We start from the raw sequence: 23,876 nt of genomic DNA, 5'->3' as shown, positions 1-23,876 counted from the left end.
GAGGCGGTGCTAAACGCGGATAAGCGAGATCCGCTTATCCGCGGCTAACACCGCCTGCGCCACTCTCGGAGGCGAGCGGGAGGTCGGGATGCGGGTGCTCGTGGTCGAGGACGAGGAACAGCTGGCCGAGGCCGTCGCCCGGGGGCTGCGGCTGCACGCCATCGCGGTGGACGTGGCCTACGACGGTCAGGAGGCGCTCGAGCTGGCTGCCTACGTCGACTACGACGTGGTGGTGCTCGACCGCGACCTGCCCGAGGTGCACGGCGACGAGGTGTGCCGGGAACTGGTCACGGCCAGTGGGGCCAGCCGCATCCTCATGCTGACGGCGGCCGGGCGGGTGCGGGACCGGGTCGGGGGCCTGTCCCTGGGCGCCGACGACTACCTGGTCAAGCCGTTCGCGTTCGCCGAGCTGGTGGCCCGGATCCGGGCGCTGGCCCGGCGCTCGCCCCGGGCGGTGCCTCCGGTGATCGAGCGGGCCGGGATCCGGCTCGACCCGGCCCGCCGTACGGTGATGCGGGACGGGCGGGAGGTGGCGCTGGGCCGTAAGGAGTTCGACGTGCTGCACGAGCTCATGCGCGCCGGCGGAGGGCTGGTGACCTCGGCCCGGCTGCGGGCGAGCGTGTGGGACGAGCACGCCGACACCGGCACGGGCGTGCTGCGCGTCACGATCACCTCGCTGCGCCGCAAGCTCGGCGAGCCGGCGGTGATCGAGAACGTGCCGGGCCGGGGGTATCGGCTGTGACCCGCGTCCTGTCCTTGTGGAGCCGGCTCGGCCTGCGGATGCGGCTCACCCTGCTGTACGGCGGGCTGTTCTTCCTGGCGGGATCGGTGCTGCTGTGGTTCACCCACCTGCTGACCGCGCGGGCGCTCAACCAGCGGTTCGTGGTGGCGGTGGCGTCGAAGGTGACCGGTGCCCCCGATGCCGTATTCGGGGGCAGGCTGCCCGACAGCGACATGCTCGCGCAGCGGGTGCGCACCAACGTCGAGCAGGGGGCGGCCGACGTGCTGAGCGACGTGCTCCGCTCGTCGGTGGTGGTCATGGTCCTCGTCGGGGCCGTCGCGGTGGTGCTGGGCTACCTCGTGGCCGACCGCGCGCTGCGCCCGCTGGACCGGGTGACCGAGACCGCGCAGCGGCTGTCGGAGAGCACGCTGCACGAGCGGATCGCGCTGCGCGGCCCGCAGGACGAGGTCAAGCGCCTCGCCGACACCTTCGACGCGATGCTCGACCGGCTGCACCGGGTGTTCGACGCCCAGCGCCGGTTCATCGCCAACGCCTCCCACGAGCTGCGCACCCCGCTGGCGGTCAACCGTACGGTCCTGGAGGTGTCGCTGGAGGAGCCCGCGGCGTCGGAGGACCTCAAGGCGCTGGCCCGCGCGCTGCTCGGCACCAACGCGAGGTATGAACGGCTGATCGAGGGCCTGCTCATGCTGGCGCAGTCGGAGCAGGAGCTGACCGCCCGCAAGCCGGTCGACGTGCGGCAGGTCGTCCGTATGGCGATGGAGCAGATCGACCTGCAGCCGCGCCGCAGGAAGGTGGTCGTCCACGAGGACCTGTGCCCGGCGGTCGCGCACGGCGACCCGCTGTTCCTCGAACGCTGCCTGGTCAACCTGCTGGAGAACGCGATCAAGTACAACGTGCGCGACGGAGAGGTCTGGGTCCGGGTGCGGGAGGACGAGGCCGGGGTGAGCGTGACGGTGGAGAACACCGGGCCCCTGGTCCCGCCGTACGAGGTGGACGACCTGTTCGAGCCGTTCCGGCGGCTCGGCGGCGACCGCGTCCGCTCCGCCCGGGGGGCGGGGCTCGGCCTGTCCATCGTCCGGGCCATCGCCGTGGCGCACGGCGGCGGGGTGGAGGCGCTCGCCCGGCCGGAGGGCGGCCTGGTGGTGACCGTACGCCTGCCGAGGTGAGCCGGGGTTCTCCTGCCGCCGATGATCGAAGTGCGGCTCGGATACCCGCTATGCCGGGTTTGCTGCCTACTGGCCAGTAAAATCTGGGTTGTTCTAACTTGACCGGTTTGACCTGGTCTATTACGTTTTAGGCAGCTCAGGGCGCACTTGCTCATCTCAATGGTCAAGAAGCCCTCCTCAGACCGACGCGGCCGGCCATCCCGGCCTGCCGCCCGGCCGCCGAGTCCGCGTCCGCGCGGAGCCGGGGACCCACCTCTCCTGGGGTGAATCGGCATACCTGCCGTAGGGCGACTTCCAGCCCGAACCCGTCAGCTAACCCGGTAGGCGGCATGGAAGTAAGGGAGTACGCCCCACCATGCACGTCCTCAACACCTGTGTTCGCGCTGCCCTCGCGGGCGGGGCCCTCGCCTCTGCCGTGCTGATCGCGTCGCCGGCCGCGCACGCAGCAGACAACCCCACCACCGGCAAGGGCCCGGCGGCCGCGAAGTCCATGGCCGAGATCGCCTCCACGCTGCCCAAGGTCAGCGCGGCCGACGTGCTGAACCTGGCCAGGAGCCAGATCGGGATCAGCGAGAACGCCAACGGCGGCGGAACCAAGTTCCAGCATTGGTACATGTCCACGCCCCGTGCCCGCGAGACCCTCGCCCGCGACGGCGGCACGATCGACGGCTACCTGAACGCCCCCTGGTGCGACATGTTCGTCTCCTGGGTGGGCCAGCAGCTCGGCATCGGGCCGGTCATGGGCTCCGACGCCTACACCGTGAAGCACGCCCAGTGGTTCGCCGACCACGGCCGCTGGGGCCGCACGCCCAAGCCGGGCGCGGTGGTGTTCTTCAACTGGAACGGCAGCAAGGACATCGACGACGTCCAGCACGTCGGTTTCGTCGTCAAGGACAACGGCGACGGCACGATCCGGACCATCGAGGGCAACACCGGCGACGGCGGCGCCGTCGAGGCCCGCACCCGTCCCACCTGGCAGGTGGCCGGGTACGGCTACCCGATGTACCCCGCGGACACCTCCGCGTCCACCACCGCCTCCTCCTGAGGGACGACGGCCCCAGAAGCGCGCCGGTGATCCCGGCGCGCTTCGCCGTACCCGCCGAAAGTCGCCCGGCTGCCGCAAATTGACCTACAAGAGCGTGAGCTGCGAGCCTGGCGGCATGCACGCGTTCGACGTCCTCGGCGACCCGGTGCGCCGCCGGATCCTGGAACTGCTCGCCGAGGGCGAGCGCTCCGCCGGAGAGATCGGCGCGATCGTTCAGGAGGAGTTCGGGATCTCCCAGCCCGGGGTGTCCCAGCACCTGCGCGTGCTGCGGGAGAGCGGATTCACGACGGTCCGGGCCGAGGGCACCCGGCGCCTGTACGCCGTCGATCCCGCGCCGCTGCGCGAGGTCGACACCTGGCTCGACCACTTCCGCAGCTTCTGGAACCAGCGCCTGGACGCCCTGGGCACCGAACTCGCCCGCGGCAGGCGGGAGCGCCGCCTGCGGGACGACGCCCGTCCGTGAATCGGCGGGTGCCGGATGCGACGGCTCCCGTCAGGCGGCGTGGCGGATGATCCCGGCCGGCTCGCCAGCAGGCCGCCGGCGAGAACGCTCAGCGCGGCTGGCTGGTGGGGTGTGTTGCCTGGGGCTGGGTGGCTGCCAGGCTGGCGAGGAGTTTGAGCCGGTCCTCGGCGGCGGTGCCCGGCTCGGCGGTGTAGATGGTGAGGTCGTACACCGTTCGGTTGGACACGGGCAGATCGAGGGACTGGTAGGTCAGCTCCAGATCGCCGACCTGTGGGTGCCATAGCCGCTTGGTGCCGTCGTGGCGGATCCGGACGTCGTGGGCGGCCCACTGGCTGCGGAACTCGGAGCTGAGCGTGGACAGTTCTCCGACGAGATCACGTAGGGCCCGGTCACGGGGCTCGCGTCCGGCTTCGGCGCGTAGCAGCGCGGCGGTGGCGACGGCGGCGGCGTCCCAGTCGACGAAGAACCGGTGGGCGACCGCGTCGAGCACGTCTTCGGACACGCCGCTGATGTGACCCTTCTCCAGCCGGGTGTACCACTCGGTGCTCACTCCGGCCAGAACCGCGACTTCTTCGCGGCGCAGCCCGGGGACCCGGCGCCGGCCGCTGGTGGGCAGCCCGACCTGCTCCGGTGTGAGCTTCGCGCGCCGGGTGGCGAGGAAATCCCGGATCTGGTCGCGGTTGTCGGGTCGGTGATCCATGCCCTCCACGGTAGCCGCAGGGTTTCCGCAGGTGGCAGGGGTAAGGGGGTTGAGCTTGTCCCCCCTATAAACGCGCTCTGCCTCGCGCGCGGCCACGCGGGTTTCCTGGATCAGCACGTTGAACGCGACCCCCGATACGGAGACGGATAGGAGTACGTGTGGAGAAGTCGCCGAGCGGGCCGCCGGCCCGTTCCGCGAGCGCGGGCGAGTGCCCGCGCGGCTCCCGCTGGTGGTCTATGCGCTGGCGGTGGGCACCTTCTTGATGCTCACGACCGAGTTCGTGGTCGCGGGCCTGCTGCCGGAGATCGCGGGCGACCTGCGAGTGAGCGTGCCCCAGGCGGGACTGCTGATCACGGTGTTCGCGGTCGGGATGATCATCGGTGCGCCGTCGATGGCGATGCTGACGCTGCGGCTGTCCAGGCGGTTGACGCTGATGCTCGCCTTGGGCGTGTTCGCGGCCGGGCACCTCGTCGTCGCCGTCGGCTCCAGTTTTCGCACTGCTGCTGGCGGCACGGTTTGTGACGGCGCTGGCGACCGGCGCGTTCTGGGCGGTGGCCAACGTGGCCGCCGGCCGCGCCGCGGGCCCTGGGGCAAGCTCCCGAGCCCTGGGTTTGGTGGGTGCCGGAGGCATGCTCGCCAACGTCGTCGGGGTGCCGATCGGCGCGTTCGCCGGGCAACTGATGGGCTGGCGGGGCCCGTTCTGGGCGCTGGCGGTCCTGGCGGTGGCGGCCGCCGTCCTGATCGCCCGCACCGTCCCGCACGACGACGGTGATCACCGGGCGGTGTCGGTGCGGTCGGAGGCGGCGGCCCTGCGCTCGGGGCGCCTGTGGCTGGTGCTGGCCGCCTGCGCGACCACGACCGGCGGGGTGCTGTCCGCCTACTCCTACATCGCGCCGCTGCTGACCGGCCGGGCGGGCATCGCGGCCGGGCTCGTGCCGCTGGTGCTCGTCGGCTTCGGCACCGGAGCCCTGGCGGGCTCGCTGGTCGGGGGCCGGCTCGGGGATGTCCGTCCGCACACCACGACGATCGCGGCGGCCGCGGGCGCCACAATCCTGCTGCTGGCGATCTGCCTGCTGTCAGGCCATGCCTGGGCCGCCGTCGTTCTGGTCGCGCTGCTGGGGTTCTTCGGGCTCGGCGCCAACCCCGTGCTGATCTCCCTGTCGGTCCGCTTCGCCGGTCAGGCGCCCACCCTGGCCTCCGCCTTGAGCGTCTCAGCGTTCAATTTCGGCACCGCGGCCGGGTCCTGGATCGCCGGGCGCGCCCTCGGCTCCACACTCGGCGCCATCGGTCCTGCCGGGGTGGGAACCGCCATCGCCGCGCTGACCCTGATCCCCACGATCATCATCGCCGTCATCCAGCGCCGCCGCTCTGCGCCACCCGCGCACTAGGTCCCCGCCACCGGGTGTATGGCCAGGTCAGCTGGGGGAAGGCGGCAAGGAGCCACAACGCTGAAACCAGCTCGCGGTCACGGCCCGGGGCTGCTGTCCTGCCGCCACCACCTGAAACACAACCATCTGTGAATGGAGCATTTTGATGCGTGCAACCTTGATGTACGGCGCCGGTGACGTCCGGGTCGAGGAGGTGCCTGACTCGGTCATCAAGCTGCCCACCGATGCGCTGGTTCGCGTCACCGCGTCCTGTATCTGCGGCAGCGACCTGTGGCCCTACGGCTCGATGAAGTCAGAAGACGGCCCTGCCCGGATGGGGCACGAGTTGATCGGCATCGTCGAGGACACCGGCTCCGAGGTGACCACCCTCAAGCGGGGTGACCTGGTCGTCGCGCCGTTCGCCATCTCCGACAACACCTGCGACTTCTGCCGCGAGGGCCTGCACACCTCCTGCACTCACCCGCAGGCCACCTTCTTCGACGGCCTGCCCGACGAGGGCGGGCAGGCCGAAGCGGTCCGTGTCCCGCTCGCCGACGGCACCCTCGTCAAGCTCCCCGTAGAAGCGGACTCGGCCCTCATGCCGTCCCTGCTGACACTCTCGGACGTGTTCGGCACCGGCTACCACGCCGCCGTGGCCGGCGGTGTCACCCCGCGCACCCGCGTCACCGTCATCGGTGACGGCGCTGTGGGCCTGCTGGCGGTGCTGTCGGCCAAGCGCCTGGGCGCCGAACAGATCATCCTGATGGGACGCCACCAGGTGCGCACCGGCCTCGGCCGCGAGTTCGGCGCCACCGACGTCGTCTCCGCCCGCGGAGAGGAAGGCATCGAGGCGGTCCGCGAGCTCACCGGCGGGCACGGCACGCACGTGGTCCTGGAGGCCGTCGGCACCATGCCCGCCTACCGGCAGGCTCTCGGCGTCGTCCGCCCGGGCGGCGTCATCAGCCGCGTCGGCGTTCCGCAGTACGAAGACGCGCCGATCGGCATGGGCGGCCTGTTCCGCCACAACATCCGACTCGCCGGAGGACCCGCGCCGGTCCGCGCCTACATCGACGAACTGATGCCCGACATCCTGAACGGCACCATCGAACCGGGAAAGGTCTTCGACGCCACCACCGACCTGGACGGCGTCCCGGCCGGCTACCAGGACATGGCCGACCGCAAGAGCCTCAAGGTCCTCATCAAACCCTGATTACCAGGCACGGCAGGGTGGGCGCCGCGGGGCGTCGGGCACGCCTGCCACGAGCAGTGGACCCGCGGCTACCCCGCTAGCGGCCGATCTTGTCCAACTCGGCGAGTTCCTCGTCGGAGAGCGAGAGCCGGGCGCCGGCGAGGTTCTCGCGCAGATGCGCCACCGACGACGTGCCAGGAATCAGCAGGATATTCGGCGACCGCTGCAGCAACCAGGCCAGGGCGACAGACATCGGCGTCGCGTCCAACCGGGCGGCTACGGCCGACAGCGCCGAGGACTGCAGCGGGCTGAAGCCGCCGAGCGGGAAGAAGGGCACGTAGGCGATGCCCTCTTCGGCGAGCTCGTCGATCAGCTCGTCGTCTTGGCGGTAGGCGAGGTTGTACATGTTCTGCACGCACACGATCGGCGCGATCGCGCGTGCCTCGGCGACCTGTTCCGCCGTCGCGTTGCTGACTCCGAGGTGGCGGATCAGACCCTGCTGCTGGAGTTCGACGAGCGTCTCGAGGGGCTCGGCGAGCGAGCCGGGCTGGGGTCCCTGGGCGTTGCCGAGCCGGAGGTTGACCAGGTCGAGCACCTCGAGGCCGAGGGTTTCAAGGTTCTCGTGGACGGCGCGGCGCAGGTCTTCGGGCTGTCGGGCCGGGGGCCAGCCGCCGTGCTCGTCGCGGGTCGCGCCGACCTTGGTCACGATGTGCAGCGATTCTGGGTATGGGTGCAGCGCTTCGTGGATCAGCTGATTGGTGACGCGCGGCCCGTAGGCGCTGGCGGTGTCGATGTGCGTGATTCCGAGCTCGATGGCCTCGCGGAGGACTGCGAGTGCGCCGTCGTGGTCGGCGGGCGGGCCCATGACCCCGGGGCCGGCGAGCTGCATGGCGCCGTAGCCGAACCGCGTTACGGTCAGGTCGCCCAGGGTCCAGGTGCCGCCGGGAAGCGACGTGGAGAGCGTGCTCATGCCTCTGTCTTTCGTGTTGAGCTGAGTGGTGGTGCCTCACGGCTCCTTGCTGCAGTATTGACAGGTAACTTCCTGACGGGAAGTAGGCACTTCGGAGTGCGTAAGGCACCCACGGGTTGGAGGAGCGGTCGATGGCAACGATGACGGCGGCCCAGAAGAGGGCACAGGCCAAGGCGGAATATGACGCTTTCCTGGCGGCGTGTCCCAGCCGCAAGCTGCTCGACCGGATCTCCGACAAATGGGTCACGTTGATCCTGGCCGCGCTGGGCGGCGACGGCTCGAACCAGCCAGGCGCCGACTGCGCCGGTGAGCCCCGGTCGATGCGCTACTCGGAGCTGTCCCGTCTGCTGGCCGGAGTCAGTCAGAAGATGCTCACTCAGACGCTGCGCTCCCTGGAGCGTGACGGTCTGATCACCCGCACCGCGACGCCGACCGTGCCCGTAACGGTCTCCTACGAGCTGACCGAGCTCGGTCTCTCACTGCACCAGATGATGCGCGGCCTCAAGACCTGGGCCGAGATGCACATGGACGATGTGCTCGCCAACCGCGCGACGTATGACAGCCGTACCGCCTGAAGCAAGGAGCGGAGACGTCACATCAGCCTCTCTCCCTCCGGCGTCCGGCCGCGGACGGTGGACCGGGCAGGCTGGCGCAAGACGCCGGTCCTACCGAAGTGTCTGGGGCCGCCGAGCACGACCCAGCACCTGCTCCGCCCGCCACGGCCGGCCTCCGCCCCGGCACCGGGGCGGCTTTCCTTCAAATGGCCGGCCGTTTCACGGTGTCCCCCGACAGCCTGGGTCAGGCTCCGACGTAGGCCGCGAGGTGCTCACCGGTGAGGGTGGAGCGGTCGGCGACGAGGTCGGCGGGAATGCCCTCGAAGACGATCCGGCCGCCGTCGTGACCGGCGCCGGGGCCGAGGTCGATGATCCAGTCGGCGTGCGCCATGACCGCCTGATGGTGCTCGATCACGATGACCGACTTGCCGGAGTCGACCAGCCGGTCCAGCAGGCCGAGCAGCTGCTCGACGTCGGCGAGGTGGAGTCCGGCGGTCGGCTCGTCGAGGACGTAGACGCCGCCCTTGTCGGCCATATGAGTGGCCAGCTTGAGCCGCTGCCGCTCCCCCCCGGACAGCGTGGTGAGCGGCTGGCCGAGGGTGAGGTAGCCCAGCCCGACGTCGGCGAGCCGGTCGAGGATGGCGCGCGCGGCGGGCGTGCGCGCCTCGCCCGAGCCGAAGAACTCCTGGGCTTCGGTCACCGGCATCGCGAGCACCTCGCTGATGTCGCGCCCGCCGAGCCGGTGCTCCAGCACCGCCGCCTGGAACCGCTTCCCCTCGCACTCCTCGCAGGTGGTGGAGACTCCGGCCATCATCGCCAGGTCGGTGTAGATGACGCCGGCGCCGTTGCAGGTGGGGCAGGCGCCCTCGGAGTTGGCGCTGAACAACGCCGGCTTCACGCCGTTGGCCTTCGCGAACGCCTTACGGATCGGGTCGAGCAGTCCGGTGTAGGTCGCCGGGTTGCTGCGCCGCGAGCCGCGGATGCCGCCCTGGTCGACCGACACCACGCCCGCGCCGGCGGGGATCGACCCGTGGATGAGCGAGCTCTTGCCCGACCCGGCGACTCCGGTGACGACGACGAGCACCCCGAGCGGGATGTCGACGTCGACGTTTCGCAGGTTGTTCGACGTCGCGCCACGGATCTCCAGCGTGCCGGTGGGCTTGCGCACCGTCTCCTTGAGAGCGGCCCGGTCGTCGAAATGGCGGCCGGTGATGGTGCCGCTGGTCCGCAGCCCCTCGACGCTGCCCTCGAAGCAGACCGTACCGCCCGCCGTACCGGCGCCGGGACCGAGGTCGACGACGTGGTCGGCGATCGCGATCATCTCCGGCTTGTGCTCCACGACCAGCACCGTGTTGCCCTTGTCCCGCAGCCGGAGCAGCAGATCGTTCATCCGCTGGATGTCATGAGGGTGCAGGCCCGTCGTGGGCTCGTCGAAGACGTAGGTGACGTCGGTGAGCGAGGAGCCGAGGTGGCGGATCATCTTGACGCGCTGCGCCTCGCCGCCCGACAGCGTGCCCGACGCCCGATCGAGTGACAGGTAGCCCAGCCCGATCTCCACGAACGAGTCGAGGAGCTGCTGCAACGTGGTGAGCAGCGGCGCGACCGACGGCTCGTCGAGGCCGCGGATCCAGTCGGCCAGGTCGCTGATCTGCATCGCGCAGGCGTCGGCGATGCTGATCCCCTTGATCTTGGACGACCGGGCGGCCTCGCTGAGCCGGGTGCCGCCGCACTCGGGGCAGGTCATGAACTTCACCGCCCGCTCCACGAACGCCCGGACGTGCGGCTGCAACGCCTCCTTGTCCTTGGACAGCATCGACTTCTGGATCCGCGGGATCAGACCCTCGTAGGTGAGGTTGATGTTGTCGACCTTGATCTTGGTCGGCTCCTTGTGGAGCAGGTCGTGGAGTTCCTTCTTGGTGAACTCGCGGATCGGCTTGTTCGGGTCGAAGAAACCGGAGCCGCTGAAGATGCGGCCGTACCAGCCGTCGACGCTGTAGCCGGGGATCGTGAGCGCGCCCTCGTTGAGCGACTTGGAGTCGTCGTACAGCTGGGACAGGTCGATGTCGGAGGTCCGGCCCATACCCTCACAGCGCGGGCACATGCCGCCGGTGATGCTGAACTCGCGCCGCTCCTTCACGGTCTTGCCACCGCGCTCGAGTTTGACCGCGCCCGCCCCGCTGATCGAGGCGACGTTGAAGGAGAACGCCTGGGGCGAGCCGATGTGCGGCCGCCCGAGCCGGCTGAACAGGATGCGCAGCATCGCGTTGGCGTCGGTGACGGTGCCGACCGTGGAGCGGGGGTTGGGGCCCATCCGCTCCTGGTCGACGACGATCGCGGTCGTCAGCCCGTCGAGCACGTCGACCTCGGGACGGGACAGCGTCGGCATGAAGCCCTGCACGAACGCGGAGTAGGTCTCGTTGATCAGCCGCTGCGATTCGGCGGCGATCGTGCTGAACACCAGCGAGCTCTTGCCCGAGCCGGAGACGCCGGTGAACACCGTGAGCCGGCGCTTCGGGATCTCGATGCTGACGTCCTTGAGGTTGTTCTCGCGCGCGCCGTACACGCGAATCAGGTCGTGGGTGTCGGCAACGTGCAGCGCAGGGGACTGCGCGTCCGTCCTCGTGGCCATGCTTATCGTGTTCTCCATTTGATCGGGTGGGGCCGCCTTCGCGGTTCCCGTCGGCGTCGCCAGGCTCGATCTAACCAGCTTCGACCAGTACGTCTGGTTCTCTCGCCGGCGCGGGCGGACGCGGGTCAGCGGTCGGGGCGTGCCGGCTCAGCGCAGCTCGTTGACGCGGATCAGGTTGCCGGCGGGATCGCGGAAGGCGCAGTCGCGCACCCCGTACGGCTGCTCGATCGGCTCCTGCACGACCTCGGCGCCGCCGGCCTGCAGCCGGTCGAAGAATCCGTCGAGGTCCTCGGCGGCCAGGGTGATCATGGCGTAGGTGCCCTTGGCCATCATCTCGGCGATGGTCCGACGCTCGTCTTCGGTGATCCCGGGGTTGCCGCCAGGCGGGTACAGGACGATGGACGTGCCGGGCTGGTTGACGGGGCCGACCGTGATCCAGCGCATGCCTCCGTAACCGGCGTCGCCCCGGACCTCGAAACCGAGGACGTCGCGGTAGAAGGCCAGGGCCGCGTCCGGGTCGTCGTGCGGGAGGAAGGCCGAGTGAATGGTGACGTCCATGGCAGTCACGCTAGCTGCGGTTCGGTGACTGGCACTTCTCGATTCCTGACCGGCCTGGTCACCTGCTTCGCCACACACGGCGGCATCCCGGCCGTAGCACCCGCCGCCTGGCGCCGGTAGGTGCTGGGCGGCACACCGACCAACTCGGTGAAGCGTGTGCTGAAGGTGCCCAGCGACGAGCAGCCGACCGCGAAGCAGACCTCGGTCACACTGAGGTCGCCACGGCGCAGCAGCGCCATCGCGCGTTCGATCCGCCGCGTCATGAGATAGCTGTACGGCGACTCACCGTAGGCGAGCCGGAACTGGCGGCTGAGGTGCCCCGCGGACATGTTCACGCCGCGGGCGAGCGCCTCGACGTCCAGCGGCTGCGCGTACTCCCGGTCGATCCGGTCACGGACCCGGCGCAGCAGCGCGAGGTCGCGCAGATGCTGGGCCGAGGCGGGTCTGCTGCTCACGCGAGAATCGTACGTCGCGCCACCGACAGTTCCAGCGTGCCGGCGACCCGCACTCGTTGTCTGACCTGCGGCGCGTCCGGGCACCTGAGCCAGACGCCGAAAGCGGTCAGCCGCTGGAATGCCGTGGTGCTCGCGCTGCGGCATAGCAGGGTGACGACTGGTCATGTGCCGAACCTCGGCGCACTGGTGCGCCAAAGCCGCCGATCCGACGACGACCGCAGAACCTCCGGCCACGCCGGCCCTGGTGTTCGATACCCGCGACCCGCTGGTGGGGGTGATGGCGCTGGACATCGCCGATGATCAGGTCCAGACGATCCACTCCATCGTCAACCCCACAAACTCCAGCACTTCTGCCGGGTCGGCGAAGAACTGCTGGCGCAGGACGTGGCGTGCACGGTGACGGCGGCGGCAAGGTGCCGGCGCTGGGGCAACCGGTCAACGGACGGCAGCACGTGGCGCGCGTCCTGGCGGCGACGGCGCCAATGCTGGCCCGTGCCGGTGGCGTGCGCTTCCACCGCACCGAGGTCAACGGCCAGCCGGGCCGACCTCCGGGTAGGCGTACTGGAACACCTCGCGCAGTAGGAACGCGGCCCGCTGTCGCGGCGACAGGTTCTCCAGCAGCATCAGGACGGCCAGTGACAGCGCGTCGGCGGTCTCGGCGTGCTCGCCGGGTGAGGGATCCTTGGCCAGTGGTTCGGGGAGCCACTCGCCGACGTACCGCTCGCGCCGTGCCCGCGCCGAGGCCCTCGGTGCGCAGCCGGTTGGTGGCGGCCGCCATCCGCTTGACGTCGCGCATGCTCGACGGTCCGCTCAGGGCGCTGAGCTGGTGGACGATCACCTCGGGCGCGGCCTTGGCCACAGCGTCGGCCACAGCGTCGGCCACCGCGTCGGGATCGAGCGCGTCGACGACGACCGGCTCGGCGCCCAGCGCGCGCAGCGCGTCGGTCTTGGCCGCTGAGCGGGTCGTGCCGACGACCTCATGCCCGCGCGCCACGAGCTGGGTGACAAGATGGCCGCCGATCGCGCCGGACGCTCCGGCGATGAAGATTCTCATGCCGTCTCCGTTCGTCGCGCTCCCCAGAGTGCGCTCACCCCCTGGAGACGAAATGCCGTCGCAGCCCATGAACGGAGGTGACGCACTTCACACGGAGATCAACAGGCGCACAGCCGGGCGGCCTGGGCGACCCGCACCAGCACCCGGCCCGACGCCTTCACCGGCGAAGGTCCGCCTTCCGGTGCGGCCGCGGCCGACGCGGAGTCGTCCGCCGTTCAGTCCTCTCCCCTGCGGTAACCGTCCAGGAAGGCCCGTACGCCTGCGGTCACCATGTCCGTGATCTGCTCGCCGGTGAGCGGTCCCTCGGCGGACAGGTTGGATGCCTCGAACGTCGCCAGAGCGATGAAGTGCAGCGCCGTGCGCCGCGCGTCGGCGATCCTGAGCAGGCCCTCGGCGGCCAGCTCCCCCAGACGGCGGGCGACCTCGCCCCGTACACGCAGCGGTCCGGCCTCCCGCCACTCCTCCAGCAGTTGGCGGGGGAAGTGCGGACCCTCCACGTTGATCATTTCGACGAGCGCGAAGTGCTCGGGGAAGTCGACCCGATGGGCCACCAGCGCGCGCCCGACGGCGATGAGCCGCTCCTCCAGCCCGCTCGCCTCGCGCAGCCCGCGTTCGACGTATTCGGCGAAGGCGTCGGCGACCCGGGTCGCGCTTTCGGCGAGCACCACCGAGAACAGCCGCTCTTTGCTGCCGAAATGCTTGTAGAGCGTGCGGGTGGAGACACCCGCCTCGCGGGCGATGGCGTCGGTGCTGGTGCGGGCGTACCCGTCGCGGCCGAAGACGGCGCGGGCGGCCCGCGTGATGGCCTCGTTCTTGGCCGGCCTTCCACGCCTCGGTCCGCCCGGCCGATCTGACCCGTCCACGTGCCCTCCGTTCGAGTTACGCTAATTTTTGCCGTACACGGTTTACTTTACATCTGGAGGAAGCGCCATGCAGCCCGAACTCACTCTCGCCGTCATCGTGGGAAGCATCCGGCCGGGCCGCCGGGGCGAGGCCGTCGCCCGCTGGGTGCAGGGACGCGCCGCGCGCCGCGAAGGCCTCGCGGCCGAGGTCGTCGACATCGCCGACTACAACCTGCCGGTGCTGGACGAGCCCTGGCCCGCTGCCTACGGACGTTACGACAGGCCGCACACCAAGGCGTGGGCGGACGCGATCGAGCCCTTCGACGCGTACGTCTTCGTGACCCCCGAGTACAACAGGTCGATCCCCGGCCCGTTGAAGAACGCGATCGACTACCTGTACCGGGAGTGGCACAACAAGGCCGCCGGTTTCGTCAGCTACGGCATCGACGCGGGCGGCGCCCGCGCGGTCGAGCACCTGCGCGTGGTCATGGGCGAGCTGCAGATCGCCGACGTCCGGGCGCAGGTGGCGCTGTCACTGTCGGCGGACTTCGACGGTGAGGACTTCACCCCGACACCCGGGCGCGACCGGGAGCTGGACGTCCTGCTCGACCAGCTCACCGCCTGGGGCGGTGCGCTGCGGGCCCTGCGTCGTCCGGCGGTGGCGCGATGACCAGCCCCGTCGGCGCCCGCGTGAGGGCCACCGGCGAACCCATCCCCCGGCCCGTCTGGCGGCTCGCCCTGGTGATCGCGTTCGGCGCGTTCATGAGCCAGCTCGACACCTCGGTCGTCAACGTCGGCCTCGACACCATCGCGACGGATCTGCGTGCCGGTCTCGCCGACGCCCAATGGGCGGCGAACGCGTACCTGATCGCCCTGGGGCTGTCGCTGCCCGCGTGCGGCTGGCTCGGGCGACGGTACGGCGCCGGGCGGGTCTGGCTCGCCTCACTGGCCGGTTTCACGCTCACCTCAGGACTGTGCGCCCTGTCAGGCGACATCGGCTGGCTGGTGGCCTTCCGCGTCGCACAAGGGCTCACCGCCGGCCTGCTCCTGCCCGCCGGGCAGACCGTGCTCGGCCAGGCGGTCGGCGCACACCGCCTCGGCCGCGTGATGGCGACCCTCGGCATCGCGGTCACGCTCGCGCCCGCGCTCGGCCCCGCCCTCGGCGGCCTCGTCCTGCACGTCGGCTCCTGGCCGTGGCTGTTCCTGGTCAACCTCCCCCTCGGCGCACTCGGCCTGTATCTCGGCCTGCGTCACGTGCCGCGCGAGCGGCCGCCCGTACACCCGGGGAGCCTCGACTGGCCGGGGCTGGTGCTCGTCGCCACCGGCGTCCCGCTCCTGATCTACGGCCTGAGCGCCTGGGGCGAGCGCGGCGTCTCCTCAGGTGGACTCGGCGGCGCGCTCGGCCCGGTCGCCGCCGGCGCCGTCGCGCTCGCCGCGTTCGCCTGGCACGCCCGCCGCACCGCCCACCCGGTGCTCGACCTGCGGCTGTTCGCCAACCCGGCGTACGCCGCCGCCACGGCGACCGCCGCGCTCACCGGGGCCGCGATGTTCGGCGCCGCGCTGCTGTTCCCGCTGTACTTCCAGGTCGGCCGGGACGCCGGCGTGACCGGGACAGGGCTGGCGCTGATCCCGCTCGGCCTCGGCACCGCTCTGCTGCTGCCGGTCAGCGGCCGGCTCGTGGACCGCTTCGGCGGCGGCGTCGTCAGCCTGTACGGCGGGCTCGCCGCCGTGGCCACCACCGTGCCGTTCGCACTGCTCGACACGGACATGAACGTGATCGCGGTGGAAGGCCTGCTGCTATTGCGTGGCATGGCCCTCGCGGTCGCCGTGACGCCCGCGGGTATCGCGGCCTATCAGGCGGTCGCCCCCGAGCAACTCCCGGACGCCACCACGCAGGTCAACATCCTGCAACGGCTCGGGGGCGCGCTCGGCGGGACCGTGTTCGCCGTGGTCCTCGCCGGCCGACTGCCCCACGGCGTGGAGGGCGCTTTCCACACCGCCTTCTGGTGGCTCACCGCCGCCTCCGCGCTCGGCCTCGCCGGGGCGGCCTGGCTCACCGCCGCGCAGCGCCGTGATCGGCGGGGAGGCTGACCGCCTCGGAGGCGGCGCTCGCGTAGAGGATCTCGCGCATGCCCGGGAGGGTCTCACGGTCGGCCCGCCACACCAGGCGCAGGCTCAGGCCGGGGACGTCCAACGCGAGCCGGGCGAGCGCACCGGCGGCGACCTGATCGGCGACCGCGAACCACGGTAGCAGCGTGATCCCGAGGCCGCGCTCGGCCCACGCCCGCATGACCGGCACGCCGCCCGCCCGCACCCGCTCCACCCGGTCGCCCAGCAGTCGCTCCCCCGCCAGCCAGAACGAGCAGGCCGGCACGTTGACCAGCAACCGCTGGCCGTACAGGTCCTCCTCCCGCAGCCGGGCCGCGGCGGCCAGCGGATGATCCGGCGCGGCGACCAGCACGAGCGGCACGGGATCGAGGTCGAGGAAGGCCAGCGGTGCGTCCGGCGCGCCGAAACCGAGCCCGCCCAGGTCCTGCCCGGTGTCGAGCAGCAGCGCCGCGTCGAGGTCCGCGGCGGCGACCGCGTCAAGGAGACGGTCGCGGGCCCCGGCCGACCGCACCTCCACCACGAGGTCGGGACGGCGCTCGGCCAGCCGGGCCAGGACGGCGGGCACGTACATGGCCGCGATCGTCTCGAGGGCGCCGAGCCGCAGCACCGGGCGGGTCTCCACGACGTCGCGCCGGGCCTGGTCGGCCTGGTCCAGCAGGCGGCGTGCCCAGCCGCGCAGGCGCTCGCCGGCGGCGGTCAGGCGCATTCCCCGGGGACCCCGCTCGAACAGCGCGACTCCGAGGTCCCGTTCCAGCGTCCTGATCTGCTCCGATACCGACGACGGTGCGAGGTCCAGGGCGACGGCGGCGTCGGTGACCGTCCGATGTGTCACAACCGCCTCGAAGGTGCGCAACTGCCGCAGTTCCATGCCGACCGAACGGGCCCCGAGCGTTCGGTTATTCCGAACGCTCCCTGCGGCCGGGCCGGTGGAGCCGTACGGCGGCGGACTCCACAGTGGGCCCAGGTTGTCTACCTTCTGGAGATCCCTTGATGACGTCCCCCGTCTCTGCCCCGGCCGCGCCACCCGTACGGCCCGCACCCGCCCGGGCCCGCGCGCTGGCCGGGATCGCGCTCGGCTATTTCATGGTGCTGCTCGACACCACCGTGCTGTCGGTCGCCGAGCCCGAGCTCGCCCGGTCCTTCGGGGGCGCGGGCGTCGCCGGGCTGCAGTGGACCGTGACCGGCTACACCCTCGTGTTCGGCGCCGCGCTGCTGACGGCCGGGTCGGCGGCCGACCGGTACGGCGCGCACCGCGTGTTCCGGGTGGCCGTCGCCGCCTTCGGCCTGGGCAGCCTGCTGAGCGCGCTCGCGCCGTCGCTGTGGGCGCTCGTCGGGCTGCGGGCGCTGCTCGGCCTGGCGGCGGCGGGCTGCGTCCCCGCGTCGATGGCCATGATCGCCCGGTTGTACCCGGTGCCCGCCGAGCGGGCCAAGGCGGTGGCCGTCTGGGCGGCGACCAGCGGCGCCGCGCTCGTGGCCGGTCCGGTGGCCGGCGGAGCGCTGACCGACCTGGCAGGCTGGCGAGCGATCTTCCTGATCAACGTCCCACTCGCCGCCGTCACCCTCGCGCTCACGGCCGGAGCGGCCGTACGCTGCCCGCGCGGCGACCGGCGTATCGACTGGGCCGCCCAGATCCTGGCCTGCGCGGCGGTGGCGCTGCTGACCGACACGCTGATCGCGCTCGGCGCCCACTCCTTCGTCCACGCCGCCTGGTCCGCGGGCGCCACGGCCGTGGCGGTGTGCGCCTTCGCCGTACGGGAGCGGCGCGGCCACGCCCCGGTGCTGGCGCCCGCCGTGCTGCGGACACCCGGCGTCCCCGGCGCGCTGCTGGCTGGCGCGGCGGTCAACTTCGCGATGAGCGGGGTGCTGTTCGTGCTGCCGCTGCTCTTCCAGCAGGCGCTGGGCCTGACGCCGGGGCAGATCGGGGCGGCGCTCCTGCCCATGACACTGCCCTTCGCCGTCAACCCGCTGCTGACCGGCAGGATCGTCGCCAGGTCCGGGCCGAGGCCGCCGGTGCTGGCGGGGCTCGGCCTGCTCGCGGCCGGCGGCGTCGCGTTCGGCGCGGCCGTCTGGGCGAGCGCCTCCTACCCGTTCCTGCTGGCCGGGCTGGTGGCCACCGGCTTCGGCGTGTCGTTCGCGCTGCCCGCCCTGGCCACCCTGGTCGTGACCGCGGCTCCCGAGGGGGCCGCCGGCGCGGCCGGTGGGCTGCTCAACGCGGCCCGGCAGTGCGGCGCCACGATCGGCGTCGCCGTGACGGGCGCGTTCGTGACCGTCGGCGTTCCCGATCAGGGACACCGTGGCGCGGCGTACGCGCTGATCGTGCCTGCCGTGGTCTGCGCCGCGGCGGCCGTCGCCGTCGCCCGGACGGCGCGGCGCCCGGCCGGATGAGGCGCCGCCGATAGACGGCCGTCGTGATGGCCGTGGACGCGTTCATCTCCTTTTCCTTCGCCGTTTCGGGGCCGTAGCCCGTTGACCAGCGGCCTCGCGGGAATGGGACACACAGCCGGCCGCGGAACGGGCGGCCGGGAGTCATGCCGACTGCGGGGGCTGGAAGACGGGGTGTGGGAAGGGCACCGTGGTCATGAGGTCCGAGATCGACTATGAGGCGGTGTTCAGGGCCGGCCAGGCCCCGTCGATGCTGCTGACCGCCGATTTCGTCGTGCTCGCCGTCAACGACGCCTGTCTCGAATTGGCGGGGCGCAGCCCGCAGGACATGTTGGGCCGCAACCTGTTCGACGTCTTCCCGCCCAACCCGGCGGCGCCGCAGGAAGCCGAGCAGCAGGGTGCGCGGATGCTGCGGAACTCCCTGGAGCAGGTGGTGACCACCCGCCGCCGGGACTTCATGCCCCTGCAGAGGTACGACATCGAGGCGGCGGGCCGGCCCGGCGTGTTCGAGGAGCGGTACTGGAGCACGGTCAACACGCCCGTGCTCGGCCCGCACGGTGAGGTCCAGTGGATCGTCCTCAGCAGCGAGGAGGTCACCGAATTCGTCCGTGCGCTGCGGCGCTCCGGTGTGGGCGGCGAGCAGGACTCCCTGGCCCTGCAACTGCAGACCCTCAACGACCAGCTCAGGCGGGCGCACCGGGAGCAGCGCGAGACGACCTCCGCCCTGCGCGAGGCCATCGAACGGCAGCGGCGGCTGGTCTGCGATGCCTCCCACGACCTGCGCAACCCCATCACCGGCCTGCTCACCGAGCTGGAGGTCGCGCTGTCCGAACCCGGCATCGACCTGCAGAGGATTTTGCGGAAGCTGTTGCGCGACGCCGAACGGCTCAACGACATCGTGGCCGACCTGCTCGACCTCGCCCGCCTGGGCAGCGAGGCGCACGAGGACGAGCGCCTGATCGACCTCGCCGAGTTCGTCAGCGAGGAACTGGACCGCCGCACCCCGTGCGCCGCCGTCCTCACCCGCCTCGATCCTCAGGTGTACGTACGCGCCTCGGCGATCCGCCTGGCCCGCCTGCTGGGCAACCTGATCGCCAACGCCGAGCGGCACACCCACACCAAGATCGAGGTCGTGGTCACCGCCGACCCTCCCGACGCCGTCCTGGAGGTCCTCGACGACGGCCCCGGCATCCCGCCGGAGGACCGCGAACGCGTCTTCGAGCGCCGCTACCGCCGGGATGAGGCCCGCGTACAGGATCCCGGCGGGTCCGGGCTCGGCCTGTCCATCGCGCGGGAGATCGCCCAGGAGCACGGCGGCCGGCTGTACGCCGCCGAACACCACGGCGGAGCCCGCCTCGTCCTGCGTCTTCCCCTCGCCGGCGAGCGATGCTGCGGAGAGGACGCCGCTGGAAGACGCCCCTGAGGAGGCGTCCCGTCCTCCGGCGAGCGCCTCCCGGAGGAACTCGGCGACCTCCACCCGTGCGGCCGGCCCGGGAGGACGCGGGTGGTCGCGCGGGTCAAGCGCCGGGAGGCCGCGGCGTGGCTGCGGGAGCGTTTCGAGCCGTGGCTGGGGCGGCGGCGCGGCACGTCGTCGGGGAAATGTGCCGGCGAAACGGCCGGAACTCACGGCTTTCGAGCAGTGATCCTCGGACGTAGGCTGGCGGAATGGAGCTGGCCGAGATCCATAGATATCCGGTTAAGTCGGTTTCTGGATGGGTTGTTGATTCGGCGGTCGTGGAGCCCTGGGGGCTGGCGGGGGATCGCCGGTGGGCCGTGGTGGACGAATCGGGCAACCTGCACTGGGTCGGGGAGAATCCGCGGCTACTCTCCGTCGTGGCCACACCCACCGCCGAGGGCGGCCTCCTGCTTGAGGCCCCCGGCCTGCCGCAGCTGAAGGTCCCCCCGGCCACCGGTGAGCACTTTCCTGTCTACTTCCTTGAACTGGACACGGCGGTCCTCGCCCATCCGGAGGCCCACGCCTGGTTCACCCGCTTGTTGGGGAAACCCGCCCGCCTCGTCTGGCTCGACGACCCCCGCCGCTGCACCCTCCCGGCCTCCCACGGCGGCCTCCCCGGCGACGTCGTCAGCCTGGCCGGGGACGCCCCCTTCCTGCTCACCTCCCGTTCCTCCCTCCGCCGGCTCGACGACTGGATCACCGAGGGGGCCCTCGAACGTCAGGAGGAGGTCCCCGCACCCCTCGACATGGCCCGCTTCCGCCCCAACCTCGTCGTGGACGGCTTTCCCCCCTACGTCGAGGACACCTGGCGCGAGATCCGCATCGGCGCCCTCCGCTTCCGCATGTCCGAACTCTGCGACCGCTGCGCCGTGCCAACCTACGACCCCACCACCTTGAAGAAGGGCAAGGAACCCCTCCGCACCCTGGCCCGCCACCGCCGCTGGGACGGGAAGACCTGGTTCGGTGTCCGGTTCGTCCCCCGCGACTACGGCGAGATCCAGGTCGGCGACCCAGTGACCGTCCTCGCCACCGAACCCTGACCCGGCAGATGGCGCGTCTCGACGCTCCGAGCGGCTGTCGCGCCTACTGACGGCCCGGGAGCATCGCGAGCGCCTGCGACCGCTGGGCGACCAGATCGGCGTAGGTGCCGTCGCGCTCGGCCCACCGGTGCATCAGCACGCCCTTGACGAGGATCTCGTGCGGAGTGGGGTTGCTCTGGAGCAGGTCCATCACCTCGGTGGCGAACTCGGCCAGGTCGAGCGCGCGGGGGTTGCGCTGAGCCTGCTCCGGCGTGGTGGCGACAGCCGGGGGGACCAGCTCGGACACCTCGACGCCCGTGCCGTCCAGTTGCGCGCGCAACGCCTCGGAGTAGGCGTGCACGCCGGCCTTCGAGGCTGCGTAGGTCGGCATGACCGGGAACGGCAGGAACCCGATACCCGAGGTGACCGTGATGATGGTGCCGGCGCCGCGCCCGACCAGGTGCGGGGTGAATGCGTCGATGACGCGTATGGTGCCAAGGAGGTTGGTGTCGATCATTTGCTGTGCGGCACCGAAGTGCGCGGGATCGCGCAGGTCCTCAGGGATCCCGATCCCGGACATCGTCACGATCGTGTCGAGGCCCGGGTGGCTGCGGAGGATCGTGTCGCGGGCACGGTCGACGCTGTCCTGGTCGGTCACGTCGATGGGAACGGTGTCGAACCCCTCAGCTGCGAGTTGGTCGAGCAGGTCGGCTCGTCGGCCGCCGACGACGACAGAACTGCCGGCCGCGGCGAAGCGGCGAGCGAGCTCGAGACCGATTCCCGAGGTAGCGCCGGCGATGAAAACGGTGCGGTTGGTGATGTCCATTGATTGCTCCTGCTCAGGACGCGCCCTCGGCGGCAAGCCGGTGGGCGCGGTCGGTGAACTTCTGGGTCACGGTTCCCGTCGGCCGCGTCACGCGGACGGGAAACAGGCCGTCGCCGCCCGCCTGGGCGCGCGCCGCGATCGGGGACACACGGCTGCTTCCCGGCCGGGGCCGCGTACGCCCGGGCGCAGCGCGTAGCCGTATCGCAGCGGCTCGGATCCGAACCAACGCGTCGACAGGGCGGTGCGGTCTGCGACCAGCGCGGTTTCGCCATCGCCGCTTCCGGCTCCTCTCCTGCGCGGCGACACCTTCAGTGTTGAGCCGTTGTCCGGCTGGAGGCAGTGCCCCCGTATTCCGGGGTCCTGTCAGGGCCCCCCTTGGCCGATAGAGCCCGAAATACGATGGCGAATATGAGCGACGACGACCGCACCAACCTGCTCGGCGGCTACCTCCGTGCCCGGCGGGCCCTGGTCACCCCGGAGCAGGTCGGGCTTGCGCCGGGTACGAACCGCCGGGTTCCGGGTCTTCGCCGTGAAGAGGTCGCCATGCTCGCGGGCATCAGCGCCGACTACTACCTGCGGCTGGAGCGCGGCCGCGACAAGAATCCCTCATCACAGGTCCTCGAATCGCTCGCGCGGGTCCTGCACCTCGACGAGCTCGAACAGGAATACCTTCTTGGCCTGGCCGCCGCGCGCCCCAGGCCTCAACGGCGTAGGAAGCCCGAACGTGTCCCCGCACGGTTGCACCAGCTCCTGGCGAGCGTGCAGGTTCCCGCCTTCGTGGAGGGGCGCGCGTTCGACGTGCTCGCGTCCAACCGGCTCGCGGTCGCGTTCTCTCCGCGCCTCCAGCCCGGGTACAACCGTCTGCGGTCGCTGCTGCTCGATCCCGAGGAGCAGGCGTTCCAGCAGCACTGGACGCGCTCCGCGGAAGGATTCATCGCCGCCTTCAGGAAGTCGGTCGCGGACGACATCGACAACCCGCGGTTCGTGGAACTGGTGGGCGAGCTCGCCCTGTCGAGCGAGCGCTTCCGAACCCTCTGGGCGCGCCACGACATCCGCAACATCGAGGGCGGCACCACTACCGTGAACCATCCCGTCGTCGGTGAGCTGCGCCTGCACCGAGACAAGCTCCCCGTGGACGACCTGCTCCTGGTCCTCTACTACGCCGATCAGGGCAGCGAGAGCGACGAGAAACTACGCCTCCTCGCCTCCATGGCCCAGGCGACACCCACCCGGACGGGTGTCGGATCACAAACGGCTGAACTGAACAGCCATCTCGAAACCCACGGTGACCTGAGCGCTGAGCATTAGCTTTTCCTTGAGGTCGAGCTTGACCACGATCGATCGGCATCTCGGATCGTTTGACGGTCACGTGCCTCGCCACTCCAGACGCCCTCGGGCTCTGGGCGTTCGCGCTGGGCGGTCAGGTCCCCCTGATGGCTCGGGCTGTCGGCGAGCCGCCGTGCGCGGACCAGCGGGGCGGGTTGCCGTCGGGGCGGAGAAGCCACGGGCTCATACGCGGACAGGGTCATCATCTTTTGCGCGGCAGGGCTCGCTACTGAGGCGAACGCAGAGTCGCTGAGTTCACCGCCGGCCCCCGGCCTGGGACGACCGATGAGGGTCGGTGCGTACGTGCGAACGCACCCCTTACAGGCCGAACAGGACGAGAAGCTCGACCACGCCGCCGTCGGCGCCCGCCCAGCCAGTGCGGCAAGGACGTGTCGAACTCGGCGTTCTCCTGATGGTCGGTTCTGCAAGACCGGCGAGCGCGCGCCGGGCAGCCCTGCTCGCGCAGGTCGCCGTTCGCAGAACTCCCCGGGCGAGGGGGTTCTGCGAGACTGGCCGGGCCTAGTTGGTGCAGTCCTGGTTCTTCAGGGCCAGAGCCAACTCGTAGACCTTGCCTCGGTATGACAGGAAGTAGTACAGGGCCTTCGGGTTACCGGGAACGACAGCGACGGGGTAGTTGCCCGTGGTGTCGAGTCGGGGGTAGGCCTTCTTGACCTGCTTCAGGGTGGAGCCGACCTTGATGCCCTCGGGCGTCTTGACGCCCTTGGGTGCTTCGATGAGGGCAACTCCCAGGTCCTTGGAGATGTAGAGGCCCACACCGTCGCGGCCGGTCGGGTGCGCCTTGAGATCCCACCCCGAGCATTGACCCTCGTCGAGCTTTTTCACGATCTTGCGGGTCGCCTCGGCCTGCTTGAGAGTCATCCCGAGCCGCACCCCTCCATAGCCGTACGGGCCAAATGTGCCGCCCGCGCTGGTGGTGGCGTTGGCGGACGTCGCGGCGGCGCGCGCCGCCCCGACGCCCGTCAAATCGAGCCCCCCCGCCAGCGCCGCCGCCATGGCCGGGCGG

The 23,876-nt window shown here is 71.1% G+C and carries 24 protein-coding genes, 2 pseudogenes and 1 riboswitch; of the genes and pseudogenes, 14 read left to right on the top strand and 12 right to left on the bottom strand.

The features are described 5' to 3' along the window. The first annotated feature begins 88 nt into the window (after positions 1–88). The 4 genes from IL992_RS26440 to IL992_RS26425 all read left to right on the top strand — a co-directional run bounded on the left by IL992_RS26440 (position 89) and on the right by IL992_RS26425 (position 3,416). A complete protein-coding gene (locus IL992_RS26440) occupies positions 89–742 on the top strand; it encodes a response regulator transcription factor (RefSeq protein ID WP_193206080.1) in 654 nt (217 codons plus the stop codon). Beyond that, on the top strand, positions 739–1,908 hold the full coding sequence (locus IL992_RS26435; protein WP_319018834.1) for a sensor histidine kinase: 1,170 nt from the start codon (positions 739–741) through the stop codon (positions 1,906–1,908). Before IL992_RS26440 ends, IL992_RS26435 begins: the two co-directional genes overlap by 4 nt. 207 nt (positions 1,909–2,115) lie before the next feature. Next, positions 2,116–2,249: riboswitch (cyclic di-AMP (ydaO/yuaA leader) on the top strand. A 14-nt stretch (positions 2,250–2,263) separates the two neighbouring features. Beyond that, positions 2,264–2,953 carry a CHAP domain-containing protein gene (locus tag IL992_RS26430; protein ID WP_193206079.1) on the top strand — a complete coding sequence of 230 codons (690 nt, stop codon included), beginning with the start codon at positions 2,264–2,266 and terminating at the stop codon, positions 2,951–2,953. A 115-nt stretch (positions 2,954–3,068) separates the two neighbouring features. After that, positions 3,069–3,416 (top strand): ArsR/SmtB family transcription factor, encoded by a 348-nt coding sequence (locus IL992_RS26425; protein WP_193206078.1) that lies wholly within the window; start codon positions 3,069–3,071, stop codon positions 3,414–3,416. 88 nt (positions 3,417–3,504) lie between these two features. On the opposite strand, the gene IL992_RS26420 is transcribed toward IL992_RS26425, so the two are convergent. Then, the gene (locus IL992_RS26420) at positions 3,505–4,116 is read right to left on the bottom strand and encodes a helix-turn-helix domain-containing protein (protein WP_193206077.1); all 612 of its coding nucleotides are present in this window, start codon (positions 4,114–4,116) and stop codon (positions 3,505–3,507) included. 262 nt (positions 4,117–4,378) lie between these two features. Here IL992_RS26420 and IL992_RS26415 point away from each other — a divergent pair. Together IL992_RS26415 and IL992_RS26410 are read left to right on the top strand one after the other, a co-directional pair. After that, positions 4,379–5,504, top strand: a pseudogene (locus IL992_RS26415) (MFS transporter). 145 nt (positions 5,505–5,649) lie between these two features. Further along, the gene (locus IL992_RS26410) at positions 5,650–6,693 is read left to right on the top strand and encodes a zinc-binding dehydrogenase (protein ID WP_193206076.1); all 1,044 of its coding nucleotides are present in this window, start codon (positions 5,650–5,652) and stop codon (positions 6,691–6,693) included. A 76-nt stretch (positions 6,694–6,769) separates the two neighbouring features. On the opposite strand, the gene IL992_RS26405 is transcribed toward IL992_RS26410, so the two are convergent. After that, positions 6,770–7,642 carry an aldo/keto reductase family oxidoreductase gene (locus IL992_RS26405; RefSeq protein ID WP_193206075.1) on the bottom strand — a complete coding sequence of 291 codons (873 nt, stop codon included), beginning with the start codon at positions 7,640–7,642 and terminating at the stop codon, positions 6,770–6,772. A 131-nt stretch (positions 7,643–7,773) separates the two neighbouring features. Between IL992_RS26405 and IL992_RS26400 the strand changes: the two genes are divergently transcribed. Then, positions 7,774–8,217: a winged helix-turn-helix transcriptional regulator gene (locus tag IL992_RS26400; protein WP_193206074.1), complete on the top strand. Its 444-nt coding sequence runs from the start codon at positions 7,774–7,776 to the stop codon at positions 8,215–8,217. A gap of 223 nt (positions 8,218–8,440) precedes the next feature. Here IL992_RS26400 and IL992_RS26395 read toward each other — a convergent pair whose 3' ends face one another. From IL992_RS26395 to IL992_RS26385, 3 genes are all read right to left on the bottom strand, one after another. Continuing rightward, on the bottom strand, positions 8,441–10,825 hold the full coding sequence (locus IL992_RS26395) for an ATP-binding cassette domain-containing protein (protein WP_193206073.1): 2,385 nt from the start codon (positions 10,823–10,825) through the stop codon (positions 8,441–8,443). Between the two features lie 147 nt (positions 10,826–10,972). After that, entirely contained in the window at positions 10,973–11,383 is a 411-nt protein-coding gene (locus IL992_RS26390; protein WP_193206072.1) for a VOC family protein, read from the bottom strand. A gap of 5 nt (positions 11,384–11,388) precedes the next feature. Then, positions 11,389–11,838 carry a helix-turn-helix transcriptional regulator gene (locus tag IL992_RS26385; protein WP_079313987.1) on the bottom strand — a complete coding sequence of 150 codons (450 nt, stop codon included), beginning with the start codon at positions 11,836–11,838 and terminating at the stop codon, positions 11,389–11,391. 163 nt (positions 11,839–12,001) lie between these two features. On the opposite strand from IL992_RS26385, the gene IL992_RS26380 reads away from it, so the two are divergent. Beyond that, complete coding sequence (locus IL992_RS26380) at positions 12,002–12,238, top strand: hypothetical protein (RefSeq protein ID WP_193206284.1); 237 nt, start codon at positions 12,002–12,004, stop codon at positions 12,236–12,238. 125 nt (positions 12,239–12,363) lie between these two features. Here IL992_RS26380 and IL992_RS46530 read toward each other — a convergent pair whose 3' ends face one another. From IL992_RS46530 to IL992_RS48530, 3 genes and pseudogenes are all read right to left on the bottom strand, one after another. Further along, positions 12,364–12,462: a sigma factor-like helix-turn-helix DNA-binding protein gene (locus IL992_RS46530; RefSeq protein WP_226873826.1), complete on the bottom strand. Its 99-nt coding sequence runs from the start codon at positions 12,460–12,462 to the stop codon at positions 12,364–12,366. A 238-nt stretch (positions 12,463–12,700) separates the two neighbouring features. After that, positions 12,701–12,892: pseudogene (locus IL992_RS49005) on the bottom strand (NAD(P)H-binding protein); the annotation flags it as partial. Positions 12,893–13,107: 215 nt separating this feature from the next. Continuing rightward, the gene (locus IL992_RS48530; RefSeq protein ID WP_193206071.1) at positions 13,108–13,755 is read right to left on the bottom strand and encodes a TetR/AcrR family transcriptional regulator; all 648 of its coding nucleotides are present in this window, start codon (positions 13,753–13,755) and stop codon (positions 13,108–13,110) included. Between the two features lie 67 nt (positions 13,756–13,822). Between IL992_RS48530 and IL992_RS26360 the strand changes: the two genes are divergently transcribed. Beyond that, positions 13,823–14,404: an NADPH-dependent FMN reductase gene (locus tag IL992_RS26360; RefSeq protein ID WP_193206070.1), complete on the top strand. Its 582-nt coding sequence runs from the start codon at positions 13,823–13,825 to the stop codon at positions 14,402–14,404. Next, positions 14,401–15,825, top strand: a complete 1,425-nt coding sequence (locus tag IL992_RS26355; RefSeq protein WP_193206069.1) for a DHA2 family efflux MFS transporter permease subunit — start codon at positions 14,401–14,403, stop codon at positions 15,823–15,825. The genes IL992_RS26360 and IL992_RS26355 overlap by 4 nt, the downstream gene beginning before the upstream one ends. Here the strand turns inward: IL992_RS26355 and IL992_RS26350 are convergent. After that, positions 15,788–16,711 carry a LysR family transcriptional regulator gene (locus IL992_RS26350; RefSeq protein ID WP_193206068.1) on the bottom strand — a complete coding sequence of 308 codons (924 nt, stop codon included), beginning with the start codon at positions 16,709–16,711 and terminating at the stop codon, positions 15,788–15,790. The two genes, IL992_RS26355 and IL992_RS26350, sit on opposite strands and share 38 nt — an antisense overlap. Before the next feature lie 122 nt (positions 16,712–16,833). Between IL992_RS26350 and IL992_RS26345 the strand changes: the two genes are divergently transcribed. From IL992_RS26345 to IL992_RS26335, 3 genes are all read left to right on the top strand, one after another. Then, entirely contained in the window at positions 16,834–18,228 is a 1,395-nt protein-coding gene (locus IL992_RS26345) for an MFS transporter (protein ID WP_193206067.1), read from the top strand. A gap of 193 nt (positions 18,229–18,421) precedes the next feature. After that, positions 18,422–19,648 carry a PAS domain-containing sensor histidine kinase gene (locus tag IL992_RS26340; protein WP_193206066.1) on the top strand — a complete coding sequence of 409 codons (1,227 nt, stop codon included), beginning with the start codon at positions 18,422–18,424 and terminating at the stop codon, positions 19,646–19,648. Between the two features lie 242 nt (positions 19,649–19,890). Further along, positions 19,891–20,721, top strand: a complete 831-nt coding sequence (locus IL992_RS26335; protein WP_193206065.1) for an MOSC domain-containing protein — start codon at positions 19,891–19,893, stop codon at positions 20,719–20,721. A 43-nt stretch (positions 20,722–20,764) separates the two neighbouring features. Here the strand turns inward: IL992_RS26335 and IL992_RS26330 are convergent, their stop codons facing one another. After that, the gene (locus tag IL992_RS26330; RefSeq protein ID WP_193206064.1) at positions 20,765–21,526 is read right to left on the bottom strand and encodes an SDR family oxidoreductase; all 762 of its coding nucleotides are present in this window, start codon (positions 21,524–21,526) and stop codon (positions 20,765–20,767) included. Positions 21,527–21,539: 13 nt separating this feature from the next. Next, positions 21,540–21,674 (bottom strand): hypothetical protein, encoded by a 135-nt coding sequence (locus IL992_RS47800; protein ID WP_264295090.1) that lies wholly within the window; start codon positions 21,672–21,674, stop codon positions 21,540–21,542. Positions 21,675–21,934: 260 nt separating this feature from the next. On the opposite strand from IL992_RS47800, the gene IL992_RS26325 reads away from it, so the two are divergent. Further along, entirely contained in the window at positions 21,935–22,834 is a 900-nt protein-coding gene (locus tag IL992_RS26325) for a helix-turn-helix domain-containing protein (RefSeq protein WP_193206063.1), read from the top strand. 537 nt (positions 22,835–23,371) lie between these two features. On the opposite strand, the gene IL992_RS26320 is transcribed toward IL992_RS26325, so the two are convergent. After that, positions 23,372–23,876: hypothetical protein (locus IL992_RS26320; protein WP_319018831.1), on the bottom strand; the 505-nt coding region annotated here is incomplete at its 5' end.

Origin of the sequence: Microbispora sitophila, from assembly GCF_014892245.1 — a bacterium.
Classification (GTDB): Bacteria; Actinomycetota; Actinomycetes; order Streptosporangiales; family Streptosporangiaceae; genus Microbispora; species Microbispora siamensis.
Note: the sequence above shows the minus strand (reverse complement) of the source record. Positions and strands in the feature narration are given on the sequence as shown.